Origin of the sequence: Endozoicomonas sp. ALB032 (assembly GCF_049310125.1) — a bacterium.
GTDB lineage: Bacteria > Pseudomonadota > Gammaproteobacteria > Pseudomonadales > Endozoicomonadaceae > Endozoicomonas_A.
Window position 1 is genome coordinate 4511586 of the sequence record NZ_JBLYNW010000001.1, and the last position, 18472, is coordinate 4530057.

An 18472-nucleotide genomic window follows, 5' to 3' on the forward strand; every position below is an offset into this window, starting at 1 on the left:
GGTTATACGGAGCATTCCGGGTATTTGTGCTGATTATTTTTGCTTTTATTGGCATCTGTCACGAGTCTCAGCACACGACAACATTGACTGCCAGTCCGCCAGTGGCGGTTTCCTTGTACTTATCCTGCATGTCCAGGCCAGTCTGGTGCATGGTTTCTATCACGCTGTCCAGTGAGACCCGATGCTGGCCGGTACCCTGTAGGGCGAGTCGTGCCGCATTAATGGCTTTGACTGCACCCATAGTGTTTCGCTCTATGCATGGCACCTGAACCAGACCTCCAACCGGGTCACAGGTCAGTCCCAGGTTATGTTCCATACCAATTTCTGCCGCATTTTCTATCTGTTCATTGGTGCCGCCCAGAACGGCGCAGAGTGCCCCTGCTGCCATGGAGCAGGCTACCCCGATCTCGCCCTGACAGCCCACTTCAGCGGCTGAAATGGAGGCATTTTTTTTGTACAGCATACCAATGGCGGCTGCGGTAGCCAGAAAAGCCTGAATGCCCTGTTCGCAGCTGCCGGGAACAAAGCGATCATAATAAGCCAGAACGGCGGGTATGACACCGGCAGCACCATTAGTCGGTGCGGTGACGACCCGGCCCCCTGCTGCATTTTCTTCATTCACGGCCAGGGCAAAAAGACTTACCCAGTCCATGCTTTGCAGGTCATCCCAATGCTCTTTTGGCTTGTTGATTAAGCGTTTGTGTATGTCACTGGCGCGGCGGGCAACATCCAGTCCCCCGGGCAGTTTCCCGGTTTGCTGGCAACCGCGCTGGATGCATTGATCCATCACCTGCCAGATGGCCATCAGATCCCCGGAAATATCCTGACTGCGACCCAGATGTTTTTCGTTTTCAAGCACCAGCTCGGCGATGGATAAACCACTGTTTTTGCCGTGGTCCAGTAGGTCCTGACCTTTTTCAAAAGGGTAGGGAATGGGGGCAGCTTGAAGGTTGGTGGATAGATTGGAAGAGGCTTCCTGCTCGTTGAGAACAAAACCGCCACCTACCGAGTAATATCGGTTCTTGTAAAGGACTTGCCCATCGGCATCGAGAGCCGTAAGTGACATGCCATTGGGGTGATTGGGCAGGGAGTTTCCAAAATGAAATTGCAGATCAGTATCGAAATGAAAGGTTATAGTCCTGATTCCACCCAGCTTGAGTCGATCGTTGTTCTTAATGTCAGAGACGTATTCAGGCACTTTGTCGGGACTCACTCTATCAGGGTGTTCGCCCAGAAGTCCCAGAAGGACGGCAACATCTGTAGCGTGTCCTTCTCCGGTCATGGCCAGAGAACCATAGAGGTCGGCCTTAATGCGGTGTGTCTGCTCGAAGTGCTGGTTGGTGTGGAGTTCATCCAGAAAACGGTTGGCAGCCACCATGGGACCCACGGTATGTGAGGATGAAGGCCCGATGCCAATTTTAAAAAGGTCGAAAATGCTCAGTCCCATGATCTGCTCCCTCTGTATTCTTATCTCATAAAAACCTTTTGTATTTTAGATTTTTATCGGACTAACGATTCTGGTCTGAAAGAAGCCGTTGTTTTTCCACGATAAGATCCCTGAATTAAACGACTAAAAAAATTCAACATACATTCAGAGAATTGGCAGAGTAGCAAATCTGGAGGTTTCACATCAACCCATTTGTTTCCTATAGGAAACGAGGTGGGTAAAAATTTATAAAAATCAATGATTTATAAGATTTCGGGGAAAGCAATAGTAACAGTGCTGCTGTCTTGTCCACTCTTGTATGAGCCCATTCATTCACGCTTGCACCACTTAATGTCATTGCATCTGGTAGTTGAGACTAAGCACCCAGCCATTCGGAATCGAATATTTCGTAGGGTCTAGCTGGCATCATCATCGCTATCAAATATTGCTTGATCATCCAGTTCGAAGTACTCAGGAGCAGATGCAAATTCCTTCTTTGGCGGTATTTTCTCTGCACACTCGTCTTCATCCTCCGGGTCGCCCATTTTGTTAGAATCCCATTTATAATTGTCAGCAATTGGCACAAATCTCTCCCCTGGCAATACTCCTCTTAAAATCATATTTTCTGCTTTCCTTTCGGAAATGTGCTCTGCCATTTCAGTGTTCTTAACCTGCAGGTACAAATTCTCCATTTTAATGTTTTGCAATTCTTCTTCCAGGTATGCCATACGAGTTTTTGCCTTTTGTCTGGCTCTTTGAGCAGACTCCCTGTTCTCAAGCCTTCTTCTTTCAGGTGATCTTGCTTTTTTATTCCTTGACTTCTTGCTTCTGACTGCTGCGGATGAAGAAGGCCCTGTTGCTGTTTCGACTTCTACGACACAAGCTACCTGAACAACTTGATCAAGCTGGCAGGTAGTGATGGAGCTCCAACTCGATAGGCTCTTGCCTGTCAATGAATAATTCTGCGGGCAAATCGATATTTTTTTTGTAGGCTCTGGGGTGACGTGAGAAGTTGCCACCCTTTCCAGCACAGGTATTTCTTCTGTGGTCGTCAGAGTATCAGTAAGCTCCTGCGAAAGTCTGGCATAACAATGATCCAGTGCCACAATACTGAATTTTGCATCAGCCTTATCAGTTTCATCCATACTGCTCTCAGCGTCTTTTGTCGACACAAGATTCAATGAAGAAGTGCTCGGAGTCGAAGATATATTCATTGTTGCTGTCTCTGTTTATTTATGACTCATAAAACCTAGACACTCTCCATACATGGAATGTTCCGTTTCTGACAGTAAATCTGACAACTTTGTTATAGGGAGAGTGGGTACTCGCCAGCAGTTACAACTGCAAGCTTATTAACTCAATCTGAATGATTCCCGCCTTTGAGGCTGTCGCAAAACTCCAACATCAGGGGAGGTATGCATTCCCACGCAAAGCGAGGGTGTCGCAAAACTCTGGTTCCCGCCTTCACCCCCGTCATTCCCGATTTCATTCTCGTCATTCCCGCGAAGGCGGGAATCCACACTGACTCACCACCAGAACCATACTGCCCGGTGCTCCCCTGGCCTTGTCATCCCCGAGAAGGCAGAGATCCACCGTTGGCGCTGGATTCCCGCCTTCGCGGGAATGACGAACTCAGAGCATGGGAACGAGCTGTTGGAGTTTTGCGACACCCTCAGAGCGTGGGAACGAGTTGTTAAATAGAAAAATCCTGAGTTTTGATTAATATTGAAAGTTCGGCATCGTTCTGGCTACAGAGGTTGTAGCTTTTGACAGGAATTCCGTCATTATGAAACACTCCGCTTCCTATCTATTGCCTTTGATGTCCACTTTAACTTTACAATCAGGCTTTACTCAGGTTTTCGATTCGTCGCTGCCTCCAACTCCAGCGATGGCTGGACGGTTATGGGCGGGTGCTTTATTTTTAGGTGCCGGGCTTGATAGCTCAAGGATCATGCCGAGTTCAAGCGCGCCATATAGCAGTAGTGAAGATGACAGTCCGTTTACCTTCACGGTTAGGTTGGCCCCATCGAGTACAGGCAGTTACGCTGAAAGCACCACTGCTGGAAGCACAGAAACAATTTCATCAAATGATTATTCTTTAGCAACATTCAATTCAGGGTTTCCGGTAGCATCCGCGACTACACATGTTGCAGCGAGCAGTTCTGACACAGTATTACTGACCTCGGATCCAGGTTTGGTAGTAATAGCAAGTCAGAAGAGAGCCGTTGACGAAGAATTAATGGAGGCGGTAAGTAATTATGATTTTGAAAGAGTTGAAGACTGTTTGAACAGAGGAGCTGATCCAAGTTACAGGCAGGCCACAGATCAGGACGATCCAAACGGGTTTATACAACCGATTACGCCTTTAAGATTAGTAATGTTTCGTATTTCAGACTGTGAATTAAATGATGAGGATTTGAGAGAGTTTTATAAAATCGCCAGATGCCTTTTAGATCACGGAGCAGACCCCAAACCAGCCATAAAAATAGCAGAAGAGAGATATGGAAAATATGAAGATGCTTTGGGAGGCGACACTCATGTTGTGTTTATGGATATATGGAGAATTGTACACAATGCCGGAACGCCATAAATCCAACAGGCTCAAATGACCTGCAGCTCTGGATTTGAGCCAGGAAGACTGATCATCGTGATGCACCCCTCAACGGGACAGGTGATCTGACAAAGGTTGCAACCGACGCACTCCCCCGGAATGATTTCAAAGGTTCGGTCTTTTCCGTCATCAGATGTTTGCAAGGCTATGGCCTGATGTTCAGTATCTTCGCAGGCCGCAAAACAACGGCCACACCGGATACAATGACTCTGGTCAATATGAGCAACACTTTTGTAGCTCAGATCCAGTCTGTTCCAGTCAGTAAGGCTGGCAACGGCAGCCCCACGAAATTCAGACAGCGCCTGATAACCTTTCTGATCCATCCATCTTGAGAGTCCGTCAACCAGTTCATCAATGATCTTGAATCCATTCAGCATCACCGCTGTGCAGACTTGCAGGCTTGTTGCCCCCAGTGACAGATATTCTGCAGCATCCCGCCAGGTCGTGATTCCGCCCATAGCGGATATCGTGAGTTTGGCTGTTTCATCGTGTCGTGCCAGTTGTCCCACCATATTCAGGGCAACAGGTTTGACGGCCTCGCCGCTATAACCACCGCTGGTGTAATAATTGCCGACGGCCGGGTAGCCGACCATGGTATCGAGATTGATGCTGGTAATGGAGTTAATGGTATTGATCAGTGACACCGCATCTGCTCCACCTGCAAGAGCGGCACTGGCTGTCTGGACAATATCGGTGACATTAGGCGTCAGTTTAACAATAACCGGCAGTCGTGTATGTTGTTTACACCATCCGGTGACTTTGGTAATGAGTTCGGGGACTTGCCCTACCGCCGCGCCCATACCGAGCTCCGGCATGCCATGGGGGCAACCAAAATTGAGTTCGACGCCGTCACAGCCGGTTGCTTCAACCTGATTGAGAATACGTTGCCAGCTCGCTTCTTCGCAGGGCACCATCAGAGAGACAATTAAAGCCCGATCGGGCCAGTCTTTTTTGGTCTGTTTGATTTCATCCAGATTGACTTGTAACGGGCGATCTGAAATCAGCTCAATGTTATTGATGCCCAGAATCCGCCCGTGAGTATCCCGATGAGCAGAGTACCTTGAGCAAACATTGGTCGGCGCCGGGTCTTCACCCAGAGTTTTCCATACGGCACCTCCCCAGCCTGCCGAAAATGCCCGGTAAATGTTGTATGCCTTATCCGTGGGCGGTGCTGAGGCTAACCAGAATGGATTGGGGGACCGAATCCCGAGAAAACCGGTGCTAAGGTCTGCCATCATCTTTTACTGCCTATACTTCGAGCGGTTGCAGAAACCGGTTGATGGCTTCAGCAGCCAGTTTGCCATGCTGGACTGCATGGACGGTGAGATCTTCCCCGTTATCAACACAGTCGCCTCCTGCCCAGACATTACCGATAGAGGTTCTGAATTGATCGTCCACTCTGATTTTTCCGTTCTGACTTCTGGCGAGCTTTCCAGAAGAAAAGCACTCTGCTGTTAATGTCTGGCCAATGGCCTTGTAAACCCGGTCAGCGGGAATTACTCTCAGCTCGCCGGTTTCAAGCAGCTGGCCAGCAGAGTCCTGAGTTGTTTTCACAAAACGAACACCATGCAATTGCCCGGCTTTTGTCTCAAAACCTTTGGGTTTCAGCCAGGGAATAATGCGAACACCGCTTTCTTTTGCGAATGATTGTTCATGATGAGTGGCTGACATCTGTTGAAGACCTCTTCGATAAGCGATCGTCACTTCATCGGCTCCCAGTCGGCGCATTTGGCTGGCCACATCAATGGCCGTATTACCTCCGCCGATCACAACGACCTTTGCAGCCACGGGCAGTTCGGCGAGGTTTTTGGTTTGACGAATGGTTTCAATGGTGCCAAGCGCTTCCTGGATGCCTCTGGATTGCTCACAGGGCAATCCAATGGCTTTCGCAGACCCTAGTCCAATGGCAAGAAAGACGGCATCAAACTGAATGGTCAGGTCGGGAAGCTGTTTCTCAAGGTCGATTCTGCTCCCTGTCTCAAGGTTTATGCCGCCGATTTCGAAAATGAATCGGATTTCTTCCTGGGCATAATCCTCTACCAGTTTGTAGGCAGCTATGCCGTACTCGTTGAGCCCGCCGGGTTTGCTGTGAGCATCGAAGACGGTGATATCATGTCCCAGTCTGGCTAATTTGTGTGCACAGGCCAGACCGGCAGGACCCGCACCCACAACTGCGACGTTTCGGCCTGTTTTTTGTGCGCGGGTAAATGGGTGAGCAGCTTTCTGTCGGTGGTCAATAGCGTACCTTTGTAAACGGCCAATCATCACCGGTTTGCATTCTGGCGAGTGGTTTCGAACGCAAGCCTGCTCACAAAGGACTTCTGTTGGACAGACCCGGGCACAGCTCCCCCCCAGAATGTTTTCTTCCAGAATAACCCGGGCGGCACCGTCTTCATTATGATCAGCGATTCGGTGGATAAACGAGGGAATATTGATACCTGTCGGGCAGGCAGAAATGCAGGGGGCATCGTGACAATAAAGGCAACGACTGGCTTCCATATTGGCCTGATAGCACGATAACGGAGGCTTGATATCAGAAAAGTTCTCCTGATAAACCTCGTCAGACATTCGATGGTTCCTGATATCTTTACTGGTCATAAAAAAGACTCCTGACCGGTAACTGAAACGACAGGTTCTGGTATAGTAGCAGTGACAGGGCTGTCGGGTAGCGCTTTTTTATGGCCCTCTGAATATGTTTCAGGGTTTGGGTAAGGCGTGAAGTACTCAAGAATGAGAGGGTGGGAAAGAAAGCTGCAAACAGATGGTCGATCTGTTTGCAGCTTCGTTGGAGCTGATTAGAGGCACTGTTTACTCAGTCACTGCCTCTGATGCTTCAGATTGCTTGCCGAAGTATTCACGCACCAGCCTGAATACAACGGGGCTTAGCAGCGCCAGGGCAATCAGGTTGGGAATAGCCATCATGGCGTTCATAGTGTCAGCTACAAGCCAGATGAAATCCAGGCTCACAGTAGCGCCCACTGGAACGGCGACAATCCAAAGGAAACGATAGGCTTTTACCGCTCTTGGGCCCATCAGGAATACTATGCAACGCTCGCCGTAGAAGCTCCAGCCCAGAATGGTTGTAAAGGCGAAGATAGCCAGAGAAATGGCAACCACATAGTTACCGACACCCGGCAGTGCGTCAGCAAATGCGGCAGAAGTCAATGCAGCACCGGTCGCACCTGAGGTCCAGGCACCGGAAGTAATGATGACCAGACCGGTGATGGAGCAGACGATGATGGTGTCCAGGAAAGTACCCAGCATGGCAATCAGACCCTGACGAACGGGATCGTTGGTTTTTGCTGCCGCGTGAGCGATAGGCGCAGAACCCAGACCGGCTTCGTTAGAGAAGACACCACGAGCGACACCAAAGCGGATAGCGGCCCATACCGCAGCGCCAGCAAAACCACCGGTAGCCGCAGTAGGCGTAAAGGCGTGAGTGAAGACCAGGCTCAGGGCGGCAGGAATTTGCTCAGCATTGATAGCCAGAACAACCAGACCGGCGACCAGGTAGGCAATGGCCATCAGGGGAACCAGAGTACTGGCCACCGCGCCAATTCTACGGATGCCGCCAATCAGTACAGCACCTACCAGGAACATCAGAATAAAACCGGTCACGACGGGAGGCAGGTTGAAGTTACTTTGCAGGACGTCAGCCACCGAGTTGGACTGAACGGTGTTGCCGATACCGAAGCCGGCGATCGCACCGAAAATAGCGAAGGCTGTACCCAGCCATGCCCAGCGTGAACCCAGACCATTCTTGATGTAGTACATAGGGCCACCGTAGTGCTTGCCGTTTTCGTCGACCTCACGGTATTTTACGGCCAATACAGCTTCCGAGAATTTGGTGGCCATACCCACCAGAGCAGTACACCACATCCAGAACAGCGCACCGGGACCCCCCATGAAGACGGCCGTTGCAACACCGGCAATGTTACCGGTACCGATGGTGGCAGAAAGGGCGGTCATCAGGGCCTGGAAAGGAGGGATTTCACCGGAGTCGCCGGACCCGGCACTGCGGCCTTGCCAGAGGAGTTTAAAGCCGGTGCCCAGCTTCAGGATGGGCATCAGTCGCAAGCCCAGCATCAGGAATAGTCCTATCCCCAGCATGAGGACCAGCATCATGGGTCCCCAAACGACGCCATTAATGGCACCGATGATTTCGGTCAGTGTTTCCATTATGAAACTTCACTCCACGCTATTGGATGTTCTGTTATTATTTTCAGGTCTTTGTTATAGGACACCACAGGGTGTCAGCTCAGACAGATGATCAGGGTCAGGACGAGACCTGCAGTACAAAGGTTTCTTATCCTGACGGTACGCCTAACTTAATGAATTAATTGAGTAAATACAACGCTGAATGTTTTTTGACAGATTTTAGGGGAATTTAATTTCCGGGAAGCTTATTTCTTTTTACGGGAAGCTTATATAGTATCGAGTACGTCTGGAAGTAGAGATAACTATAAATGTCAGAACAGGAAATATCAGAGCAGGCGCACTTTCTGAAGCAGGAAAAACAGTCGGTCATCCTCTCCCGCAGTAACAGGGAGGCTGCTGTTGAGCCGTTGCAACTGGGACAGCGAGTCCGTGAAATCCGTCTGAGCCTCAATCTGACACTGGAAGAAGCCAGCCAGAAAACCGGCCTGGCCCGATCAACCCTCTCCAAGATAGAAAATGAGCAGATATCGCCCACCTTTACTGCTGTGACCAAACTGGTCAGGGGTCTGGGTATTGATATCCCCCAGTTGTTCACCCAACCTTCGGAAAAGAAGGCCGCCAGCGGTCGCCGGGACATTACCCGAAAAGGGCAGGGGCGCCCACACCCCACCACCACTTACGAACATGAGCTGCTGGCGACTGAGTTGTCGGGCAAGAAGATGGTGCCCTTCAAAACGACGGTTTGTGCCCGGTCATTTGAGGATTATCAGGATTGGGTAAGGCATGAGGGTGAGGAATTTTTGCTGGTTCTCAGTGGCAAAATCATGCTTTACACAGAATTTTATCAACCGGTAGAGCTCAATGAGGGTGACAGCACCTATTACGACGCAGAAATGGGTCATGCACTGATTTCCCTCAGCGAGGAAGATGCCGTTATTCTCTGGGTGACCGCCTGACCTGCCTTTCCTGATGCGTGGCGTATTCAACCCGCTTGTCTAAACTTATCCGTTTTATTGAGCCCTTGGCAATTTGTTGAGTCAAATTTCATAAAGGCCAAGCACTTATGGCTTTATCCATTGCCCTGATTTCGAGGTTTTTATGATTCGGACTTTTAAAGCCCTGTTGTTTTCATCTGTCACGCTGCTTTCCTCACCGAATTCACAAGCTAAGGAAACCTTGGTGTTTCAGCTTGGTGCAGTCAACAGCGACGGTAACGCAGTTGTTGTCGAAAGCAGGCCAGGTAGCAAGGCTTGGAAAACGGTTTTTAATGGCAACCTTCCCGGTTGTTTAATGAATGAATTTACCAATATTCCCCTGACCAGCAAAACTATGGCTCATCGTTACAGTCTGAGCTCTTTTCACATGCCTCTGGGAAACAACCGGTTTGCTTTTGGTTGTTCTAACGGTTTGGTGTTTGTTGGGGGCGAAGGAGAGGAGCCTTTCTCGGTAAATTCTCCATCTCCTAATCTTGGTTACTTCAATTTATCCTATGCCAACTCGCCTGTTTATCTCGCCTACAGTGCCGAATTTAATCAGCGCTACAAGAAAAACTGGTTGTTTGCCGCCCAGCATGGACACCTGTTTATTATCGATATCGACAAGAGGCAGCTGGTTAGGTTTCCGCACTGGATAGAAGGAAACTACCTCTCTATGTGGGATTTCCGCATGGGTGTTGATTACTCTATGCCCATGACCGGGCTGGATATCTACCAGGACAAAAAAGGGACTTTCCATGTGTTGGGTGTCATGCAAAGAAATCTGAAGAAAAAAAAGCGTTATTATTCCAGAGCACTCCTGCAACATGTAACGCTCGAAGATGGAATCCCTTACAGCTATTGGGATGATATTGACGATGAATCGATCAACAGGGCAGGAGATGGTCTGTTACAGTTTGGTGAAACCCTGTTTATAGCAGATAAAGAAAATGGGATACACCACCCTGGTACGAATACCTCTTTAAGAGGAGACCTCAGTGGCCTCAATGTTGACCCTTATACCCGGGCAATGGTGCTAAGGGGCAGGCATCATCAGCTGGTTATTGTTCGATACCCTGAAGAACCCGTAAACGTGGCCTATATCGGTGCTTGGGGAAAATTGGTGAGCTCAAAAAAACTGGATGGCAAAGAGCCTCCACTGCTTAAAGATGGTTATCCCAAGACATTCAGAGTCAACCATGACTTTCAGTATGATTCTGATCTACTGACGGTCACTGAAGATAAGAAGAAACACTATGCGCATCACCATATGATCAGTATGAAAAAAGGCATTATCTTTTCTGCAGAAGCAGACTCCGAAGGTTTTGGGCAGTACGTCTATCAATGCGATACCGGTCTGACCTCTGGAGAAGCCTGGAAAAAAGGTGCCTGGATAGAGCCCAGGCAATGCAATTGGGAAAAAGCTTCTGCCAGATTCACCCGGCCCGACAAGCTGAAGGGGCTGAACTATCGATTAACCGGATTGAACTACTACCATTCCTTCACGGCCCGAGTGATGGACGAAATCCATTTCTTCAGCGATCGGGTGGAGGACGAAACGGGCGTTATTTATCCCAATGATCCTAAGCCAAGAGATGAACTCTAACAGGACTCCCCGAAAAGGGCAGGGGCGCCCACACCCCATGAGCTATGAACATGAACTGCTGGCTACCGGGTTGTTGGGCAAGAAGGTGGTGTCCTGCAAAACGACGGTCTGTGCCCGATCAGCCTGACCTGCCTTTCTTAACTTTTGCAGTGTGTGGCCTATTTAGCCCGCTCGTCTAAAATTGTCGGTTTCATTGAACCCTTGGCAATTTACTGAGTCAAAACTCATAGAGGCCATTTATTTGTGGTTAGGTACTTACATTATTACCCTGATAAGGAGGTTTGTATGATCCGGACACTTAAAGCCCTGTTGTTGTCTGTCACGCTGGTATCCTCACTGAATTCACATGCTGAGGAAACCCTGGTATTTCAGCTTGGAGCTGTCAATAGTGACGGTAATGCAGTTGTTATCGAAAGCAGGCCAGGCAGCAAGGCCTGGAAAACGGTTTTTAATGGTAACCTTCCCGGTTGTCTTATGAATGAATTTACCAATATCCCTCTAACCGGAAAAACCATGGCTCATCATCACAGTCTGAGTTCATTCCATAAGCCTCTGGGAAATAACCGGTTTGCTTTTGGTTGTTCCAACGGTTTGGTATTTGTTGGGGGCGAAGGAGAGGAGTCTTTCTCAATCGATTCTCCATCACCAAATCTTGGTTTCTTCAATTTATCCTATGCCAACTCGCCTGTTTATCTGGCGCATAGTGCTGAATTTAACCAGCGCTATAAGAAAAACTGGTTGTTTGCCGCTCAGCATGGACATCTGTTTATCATCGATATTGACAAGAAAGAGCTGGTGACAGTACCGGGCTGGGAACACCGAACCTACCTTCCAATGGAAGATTTCCGCAAGGGGGTTGATCACTCCAAACCCATGACCGGGCTGGATATTTACCAGGATAATGAAGGAACTTTCCATGTACTGGGTATCATGCAAAGAAATCTGAAGAAATCTGAGAGTTATTACTCCAGAGCGCTCCTGCAAAGTGTCAACCTCAATAATGGCAAGCCTGCCAGCCGTTGGGATGATATAAAAGATGAACCGATCAATGCGAAAGGGGATGGTCTCTTACAGTTCGGCGAAACCAACTATATAACGAGCGATATGTTAGAAATACACGCTCTTGTGCCTTCCACTTTGAGAGGAGACTTCAGTGGCCTTAATGTTGACCCTTACACCCGTTCAATGGTGCTCAGAGGCAAGCATCACAAGTTGGTCGTTGTTCGATACCCTGTAGAGCCCGTGAGCATGGCCTATATTGGTGCCTGGGGAAAAGCGGTGAGCTTGGAAATACTGGATGGCAAAGAACCACCGCTGCTTGAAGATGGTTATCCCAAAACATTCAGAGTGACCCACGACTTTCAGGATAAATCTGATTTACTGCCAGCCACTAAAGAGAAGAAGCGTTATGCGCATCATCATATGATCAGCATGAAAAAGGGCACTATCTATTCTGCAGAAGCAGACTTTGAAGGTTTTGGGCAGTTCGTCTATCAATGCGATACCGGTTTGACCTCTGGAGAAGCCTGGACAAAAGGTGCCTGGATAGAGCCCAGGCAATGCCAGTGGGAAAAAGCTTCTGCGCACTACACGCGGCCCGACAAGCTGGAGGGGCTGAGCTATCCATTAAACGGATTAAACTACTTTCATTCTTTTACTACCCGGTTGGTGGATGAGAAAGGCCTTGTTGATCCTAACCTCCCTGATTCAAGGGATGAACTCTAATAAGGCTGGGGGCGCTCTTATGGCCAATAGGCAATGCAATCGTACTTGCGCAAAAAAACAGGAAATATGATGAACATATCATCTACCACAAACACTGTGTTTCGCCCCGGAAAAACCGTGAACAATAGTCCAGAGGAAAACAGCAACACCTCATTTGCCGGTAAAAAAACAGGCCATGCAAAAACTGTCAGGGTTTATATAAAGGATTCGTTTATACAGACACATCAGTCATTAATAAATCCCTCTATTACCAACAAAACAACCCTCCATAGCTTTGAAATCGGAGGCAGAGCTTATGGCTCATTTTGTGATGAGGGCGCTCACGAATACATAAGATCACTTTTTCAAGACAAAGATGATGATATTTCTTTTGTTGTCAAAGAGCAGGATGATATTGAGCGTGAATATCACCCTCCGGCTCTCTGGGGAAAACGATTTGTTCAGTGGATTTCACTAGGGGCCAATTACTGTACGACTTGCGAAGACGATAAGGATCAGCTTCCATCATGTCATCAGTTCGAGCATTTCTTGCACTGCGGAGTAAAAAAATTCTCTATTAAAAACGTTATAACCTGTTACAACGAAGCAATAGTCACTGATATAAAAACAGTTAAGCCATTCAGCTATCTAAACTTGGCAGATACCTTTACACAAGAGTGGATTCATTCCACGACCTACATAGGCTCCGGTTTCTGCATCGGTATGTTTGGCACAGGTGGTCCTATTGCTATCCAGACTGTTGAAAACTCTTTATTACACTGGAGCAACAAGGACTGTGAAAGCCCCAGGTCAATTACGTTACGGACTGGTTTATTGTGCGCGGGCAGTAATTTTGCAACATTCACCTGAAAGCGAGGCGACGCCTCGCTTCTCCCTGAAAAGCGGACTCTGCAGCGCGAGATAGGTCCCACGCTCCTTCAGAGCCCAGTATTTCACTAGCCCGGAAAGGGGGTAAATGATGAAGATTACCCATAAGAACGAGGTCAAACACAGTCTGAAGCCCAGTTCACACCCCTATCTAAGCGGTGCCTGGACTCCCAATTTCACGGAATACACGGCCTGTGATATGGAGGTTATTGGGGAAATACCGACCGATATAGACGGCGTATATGTAAGAAATACTGAAAATCCTGTGCAGGAACCCATCGGTCATTACCACCCTTTTGATGCTGACGGCATGATTCATGCGATGTCATTTCGCGATGGAAAGGCTGAATACAGTAACCGCTTTGTTCGCACCAAGGGGTTTGTCGCCGAGCAGGAGGCCGGAGAAGCGCTTTGGGCTGGTTTTATCAATGACCACAAGATGTCGAAGCGCCCGGGGGTTGGTGCTCAGGGCAGTTCGAAAGATGGTTCATCAACGGACGTGGTGGTTCACGCAGGCAAGATCATTTCCACATTTTGGCAATGCGGTGACGGTTATCAGCTGGACCCCTATACCCTTGAACAGTTGGGCACAGTTAGCTGGGCACCCATTGATGGGATATCTGCCCATCCGAAAGTCGATGAAAAGACGGGTGAGATGCTGTTCTTCAATTATTCCAGGTATCCACCTTATCAACACTACGGTGTCGTTAATCGTGACGGCAAGTTGGTGCACTTCACACCGGTGCCGCTACCCGGTCCCCGCTTGCCCCATGACATGGCATTCTCTGAAAACTACTCGATTTTTGCCGACCTGCCACTGTTTTGGGACCCCGTGCTGCTGGAAGACAATATTCACTTCCCTTGCTATTACCCTGAGTTGCCTTCGCGATTTTCTATCATTCCCAGGTTCGGTAACGAGAAAGACATTGTTCAGTTTGAAGCAAAGCCGACTTATGTTTTGCACTGGCTTAATGCCTACGAAGAGGGTGATGAAGTTATTCTGGAAGGGTATTTTCAGGAAAACCCCAATCCGGGTCCCATTCCTGGCTTGCCCAAAGGCGCTGGTAAACTGATGGCTCAGCTGGCCCTGAATCATCTTCAGCCGAAGCTGTATCGCTGGCGATTTAACCTGGTAACAGGTGAGGTTGTTGAGGGCAGGTTGGATGATCGGGATCTGGAATTCGGCACGTTTAATCAACAGTACGCTGGCCAGAAATCTCGATTCGTGTATTCCGTTTGGGGTGAGCCCGATATGTTTATTTTCTCAGGCATTGTCAAGCATGATACTCAGACCGGTGAGTCCTGGAGCCTGCCCTTTGGTGAACAGCGCTTTGGCAGTGAAGCGCCCTTTGTACCGCGTATCAACGCGAAAGATGAAGACGACGGTTACCTGGTGACCTTCATTACGGATATGAATGAAAACCGTTCGGAGTGTGTGTTGATCGATGCCAGAGATTTAGAAGCAGGAGGCCTTTGCCGCATTGTGCTTCCGCACCGTATCAGTAGTGGTACCCACGCTACCTGGGCTGACGGACCAACGATTAGATCGTATCAAAAATAGCAGGGGCTTTTGAGCCAGAGAGTGTTTTTATCTGACCGACCTGACAAAAGATCATGAACCTGACCGGAAAGACACCTGAGAGCAATCTGGAGAAGGGTATTCAGATGTGCTCCGGCTGGCAGACCAGTCAATATTGATGGTCTGGTCAGATAAGAAAGCGCTCTGGTGCTCTGTACGGATGACGATGCAACACTCCCGGTGGTACACTGCGTCCCCTTGAACGAATTCTGGAGGTGTCAGAACGGCATTTCCAGTGTCTACGGGAGAGAACAGGTTGTTGTCCAAATCCTATAAGTGGTCACTGTTGATCGGCTTAATTCTTCTGGCTGCTGGCTTTTATGCTCTGTCTTTGCGTCCTACCCTGAAGCATATAAAGGGTGAGACCATGGGCACTACCTACAGTATTACTTACGTTTCAACGCCTTTTTCCCATTCGACAGGGAGTGTTAAAAAGCAGGTGGATAGGCTGCTGGAAGAGATCAACGACAGCATGTCTACCTACCGTGAAGACTCCGAGTTGATGCAATTCAACCGCGCCGAAATCGGGAAGCCATTCAAGGCTTCCGATGAGCTGGTGGATCTTGTCGAGAGAAGTCTGGTGGTTTCCCGCATGTCGGATGGTGCCTACGATGTGACTGTGGGTCCTCTGGTAAATCTGTGGGGTTTTGGCCCTTCCGATGCCAGCAGGCAAGCCTCACAAAGTAAAGAAGAATCGTCCGGTTCCGGTGATAAAAAAGCTCCGGAATACATAGAATGGATGATCAATAATTATCCGGCTGAACTGCCTTCTGATGAAGAGATTGCTGCAGCTCAGGCTAAAGTGGGTTATCAGGCGGTTATCGCAGATACCCGAAACGATGAGCTGACCCGAACCAAAGACGTCTTTGTGGATCTCAGCTCCATTGCCAAAGGTTATGGTGTCGACAAAGTGGCTTATCTGCTCAAGTCAGAAGGCATTAACAGTTATCTGGTTGAGATTGGTGGTGAGGTCATAGTCGGTGACCCTAAACCGGATGGCTCTCTCTGGAAGTTGGGTATCCGTGGTCCAGCTATGATCGGCAGTAATCCGGCCCTGATTGTTGAGCTGGAAAACAGGGCCATGGCGACATCGGGCGACTACCTGAATTATTTTGAAGTGGATGGCCAGAAGTATTCCCATACGATCAATCCCCGAACCGGCCATCCTGAAATGGGGCGTCTGGCCGAAGTGGCTGTGATTGAGGATAATGCAGCTGAGGCTGATGCACTGGCCACCCTGTTTATGGTTTTAGGTGATAAAGAAGGTCTGAAGCTGGCCAACAGGGAGGGAATCTCAGCCTACTTCACCTATCATACTGAAAAGGGTTTTGAAGCGGTCAGCAGTGATGCATTCAAACCCTTTCTGCCAGAACAGAATTGAGTGATGACCAGGCCGATAACCCTGGCTGCCATTGCAAACGACAGAGCACTTATTGCAATGAAAAACTGTCATATAAAATTAACAGTGCCCGAGCGGTGCTAGATAAATAAGAGTGTTTTCTTTAGCTACGGGCCTCTTCTCAGGAGGGCAATATCATGACACTGATGCTGATTACATTTGGAATCTTTTTGCTACTGATGGCCCTGATGGCCATTGGTGTAATTGTTGCCAACAAGCCGATCAAGGGGTCCTGTGGTGGTTTGAGCACCCTTGGCCTGAAGGATGGCTGCATGATCTGTGGCGGTGGGGACAAGAACGATCCTTTCTCTGAAGGTCAGCATAGGGATATGGAGCATCTGTTTTACGATGCGACTGCCGAAAAGACTGTTAAGAAGAGTTGATTTGCTCTCTGAACGGGCTTTCTGCTCTGCAGGAAGAGTGCGAGCAATATCCGGAAAAAACCGGAGTTTCCCAATACGGATGACCGATTGTTTCTGTATTGAAGGTTAAGAGGCTGTTCCCTTAAAGTTTGTGGGCAGCCTCTGAGAAAATTAATAAAAATATGGGAGCCTTGCAGTGTCATGAACCTCTGGGCACAGAGTTCATGACCTGATGCAATGCTGCCCGGATCGCTTTGAGGGGTTAAAGGATGGGTGTAAGTCACTACGATCTGGTTGTGCTGGGTTCCGGGCCGTCGGGCGAAGGGGCGGCAATGAATGCTGTCAAGCTGGGCAAGAAGGTTGCAGTCGTTGAGCAGAATGCCTTTGTAGGTGGTAACTGTACCCATCTGGGTACCATACCTTCCAAGTCTCTGCGGCACTCAGTCAAACAGATCATGGACTTCAATACCAATCCCATGTTCCGTGAAATTGGTGAGCCCCGCTGGTTCAGTTTTCCCAAGGTTTTGAAAACGGCTGAACGCGTCATTCAGAAGCAGGTGCAGTCCCGCACCTTATATTATGCCCGAAACCGGATTGATCTTTATTTTGGCCATGCCTCCTTTGTTGACGAGCATACTATTGAGGTTCAGCAGGATAATGGCCATGTCGAAAAACTTCACGGGTCCAATATTCTGATTGCCACCGGCTCCCGTCCTTACCAGCCTGCAGATGTTAACTTCCGTCATCCACGGATTCACGACAGTGATTCTATTCTTCAGCTAACCACTACTCCACGCCGGATGATCATTTATGGAGCGGGTGTTATCGGTTCCGAGTATGCCTCCATTTTCTCTGGTCTGGGTGTGCTGGTGGATCTGGTGGATACCCGTGATCGTCTGCTCTCTTTTCTGGATAAGGAGATTTCCGATGCTCTTGGCTACCAGTTGCGGAAAATGAACGTCATTATTCGTCACAATGAAGAATACCAGAAAGTGGAAATGCTGGATGACGGCGTAGTGATGCACCTGAAATCAGGCAAGAAGCTGAAAGCGGATATTCTATTGTGGGCCAATGGCAGAACGGGCAATACTCAGGATATGGGCCTTGAACTGATAGGTCTGAAGCCGAACAGCCGCGGACAGCTGTCTGTTAATGAGAATTATCAGACAGAGATTGATCATATCTATGCAGCGGGCGATGTGATTGGCTGGCCCAGCCTGGCCAGTGCCGCTTATGATCAGGGCAGGTCCGCCGCAGGTAATATGGAAAATATCGGGCAGTGGCGTTTTGTCAACGAAGTACCGACCGGTATCTATACCATTCCGGAAATCAGCTCGCTGGGTAAAACCGAAGAAGAGTTGACAGCTGCTGCTGTGCCCTATGAAGTGGGCAAAGCTTTCTTCTCGAGGCTGGCCCGGGCCCAGATTACCGGCGAAACAGTGGGTATGCTAAAAATCCTGTTCCACCGCGAGACCGGTGAAGTGCTGGGTATCCATTGTTTTGGTGACCAGGCATCGGAGATCGTACACATCGGTCAGGCTGTGATGTCCCAAAAAGGGGAAGCTAACAATATCCGCTACTTCCTGAACACCACATTCAACTATCCCACTATGGCCGAAGCCTACCGTGTGGCTACTCTGGATGGTTTGAACCGTTTGTTCTGAGTATCTCCAACCTGCTAGCAGCCTGTCGGACTTAAGACTGTCCTACTGCGGTTGCAATAAATTGGTCTAAAAATCTCTGTTTCTTCGTCAAATAGCTCGCT

Annotated in this window: 15 protein-coding genes; 10 read left to right on the forward strand and 5 right to left on the reverse strand. The window is 48.9% G+C overall.

The window, feature by feature from the left end; translation table 11 throughout:
- Positions 1-67: 67 nt before the first annotated feature.
- Positions 68-1447, reverse strand: a complete 1380-nt coding sequence (locus ACO6VG_RS16845; protein ID WP_422410448.1) for an L-serine ammonia-lyase — start codon at positions 1445-1447, stop codon at positions 68-70.
- Between the two features lie 395 nt (positions 1448-1842).
- Positions 1843-2571 carry a bZIP transcription factor gene (locus ACO6VG_RS16850; protein ID WP_422474797.1) on the reverse strand — a complete coding sequence of 243 codons (729 nt, stop codon included), beginning with the start codon at positions 2569-2571 and terminating at the stop codon, positions 1843-1845.
- Between the two features lie 270 nt (positions 2572-2841).
- Here ACO6VG_RS16850 and ACO6VG_RS16855 point away from each other — a divergent pair, with 270 nt between their 5' ends.
- Positions 2842-3123 (forward strand): hypothetical protein, encoded by a 282-nt coding sequence (locus tag ACO6VG_RS16855; protein ID WP_422133372.1) that lies wholly within the window; start codon positions 2842-2844, stop codon positions 3121-3123.
- Positions 3124-3212: 89 nt separating this feature from the next.
- Positions 3213-4016 carry a hypothetical protein gene (locus tag ACO6VG_RS16860; protein WP_422474799.1) on the forward strand — a complete coding sequence of 268 codons (804 nt, stop codon included), beginning with the start codon at positions 3213-3215 and terminating at the stop codon, positions 4014-4016.
- Positions 4017-4027: 11 nt separating this feature from the next.
- On the opposite strand, the gene preA is transcribed toward ACO6VG_RS16860, so the two are convergent.
- The 3 genes from preA to ACO6VG_RS16875 all read right to left on the reverse strand — a co-directional run bounded on the left by preA (position 4028) and on the right by ACO6VG_RS16875 (position 8216).
- A complete protein-coding gene (preA, locus tag ACO6VG_RS16865; protein ID WP_422474801.1) occupies positions 4028-5272 on the reverse strand; it encodes an NAD-dependent dihydropyrimidine dehydrogenase subunit PreA in 1245 nt (414 codons plus the stop codon).
- 13 nt (positions 5273-5285) lie between these two features.
- Positions 5286-6635 carry an NAD(P)-dependent oxidoreductase gene (locus tag ACO6VG_RS16870; protein WP_422474803.1) on the reverse strand — a complete coding sequence of 450 codons (1350 nt, stop codon included), beginning with the start codon at positions 6633-6635 and terminating at the stop codon, positions 5286-5288.
- 210 nt (positions 6636-6845) lie between these two features.
- Entirely contained in the window at positions 6846-8216 is a 1371-nt protein-coding gene (locus ACO6VG_RS16875; protein ID WP_422474805.1) for an alanine/glycine:cation symporter family protein, read from the reverse strand.
- A 287-nt stretch (positions 8217-8503) separates the two neighbouring features.
- Between ACO6VG_RS16875 and ACO6VG_RS16880 the strand changes: the two genes are divergently transcribed.
- From ACO6VG_RS16880 to sthA, 8 genes are all read left to right on the forward strand, one after another.
- Complete coding sequence (locus ACO6VG_RS16880; protein ID WP_422133376.1) at positions 8504-9151, forward strand: helix-turn-helix domain-containing protein; 648 nt, start codon at positions 8504-8506, stop codon at positions 9149-9151.
- A 223-nt stretch (positions 9152-9374) separates the two neighbouring features.
- Positions 9375-10775 carry a hypothetical protein gene (locus ACO6VG_RS16885; RefSeq protein WP_422474807.1) on the forward strand — a complete coding sequence of 467 codons (1401 nt, stop codon included), beginning with the start codon at positions 9375-9377 and terminating at the stop codon, positions 10773-10775.
- 285 nt (positions 10776-11060) lie between these two features.
- Positions 11061-12500 carry a hypothetical protein gene (locus ACO6VG_RS16890; protein WP_422474809.1) on the forward strand — a complete coding sequence of 480 codons (1440 nt, stop codon included), beginning with the start codon at positions 11061-11063 and terminating at the stop codon, positions 12498-12500.
- Positions 12501-12545: 45 nt separating this feature from the next.
- Positions 12546-13349, forward strand: coding sequence for a hypothetical protein (locus ACO6VG_RS16895; RefSeq protein WP_422474811.1), 804 nt, complete (start codon positions 12546-12548; stop codon positions 13347-13349).
- A 106-nt stretch (positions 13350-13455) separates the two neighbouring features.
- Positions 13456-14928 carry a carotenoid oxygenase family protein gene (locus ACO6VG_RS16900; RefSeq protein ID WP_422474813.1) on the forward strand — a complete coding sequence of 491 codons (1473 nt, stop codon included), beginning with the start codon at positions 13456-13458 and terminating at the stop codon, positions 14926-14928.
- A gap of 277 nt (positions 14929-15205) precedes the next feature.
- Positions 15206-16327: an FAD:protein FMN transferase gene (locus ACO6VG_RS16905; RefSeq protein ID WP_422133381.1), complete on the forward strand. Its 1122-nt coding sequence runs from the start codon at positions 15206-15208 to the stop codon at positions 16325-16327.
- A 155-nt stretch (positions 16328-16482) separates the two neighbouring features.
- Positions 16483-16728 (forward strand): (Na+)-NQR maturation NqrM, encoded by a 246-nt coding sequence (gene nqrM / locus ACO6VG_RS16910; protein ID WP_422133382.1) that lies wholly within the window; start codon positions 16483-16485, stop codon positions 16726-16728.
- Between the two features lie 248 nt (positions 16729-16976).
- Positions 16977-18371 carry a Si-specific NAD(P)(+) transhydrogenase gene (sthA, locus tag ACO6VG_RS16915; protein ID WP_422133383.1) on the forward strand — a complete coding sequence of 465 codons (1395 nt, stop codon included), beginning with the start codon at positions 16977-16979 and terminating at the stop codon, positions 18369-18371.
- The last annotated feature ends 101 nt before the right edge of the window (positions 18372-18472 follow it).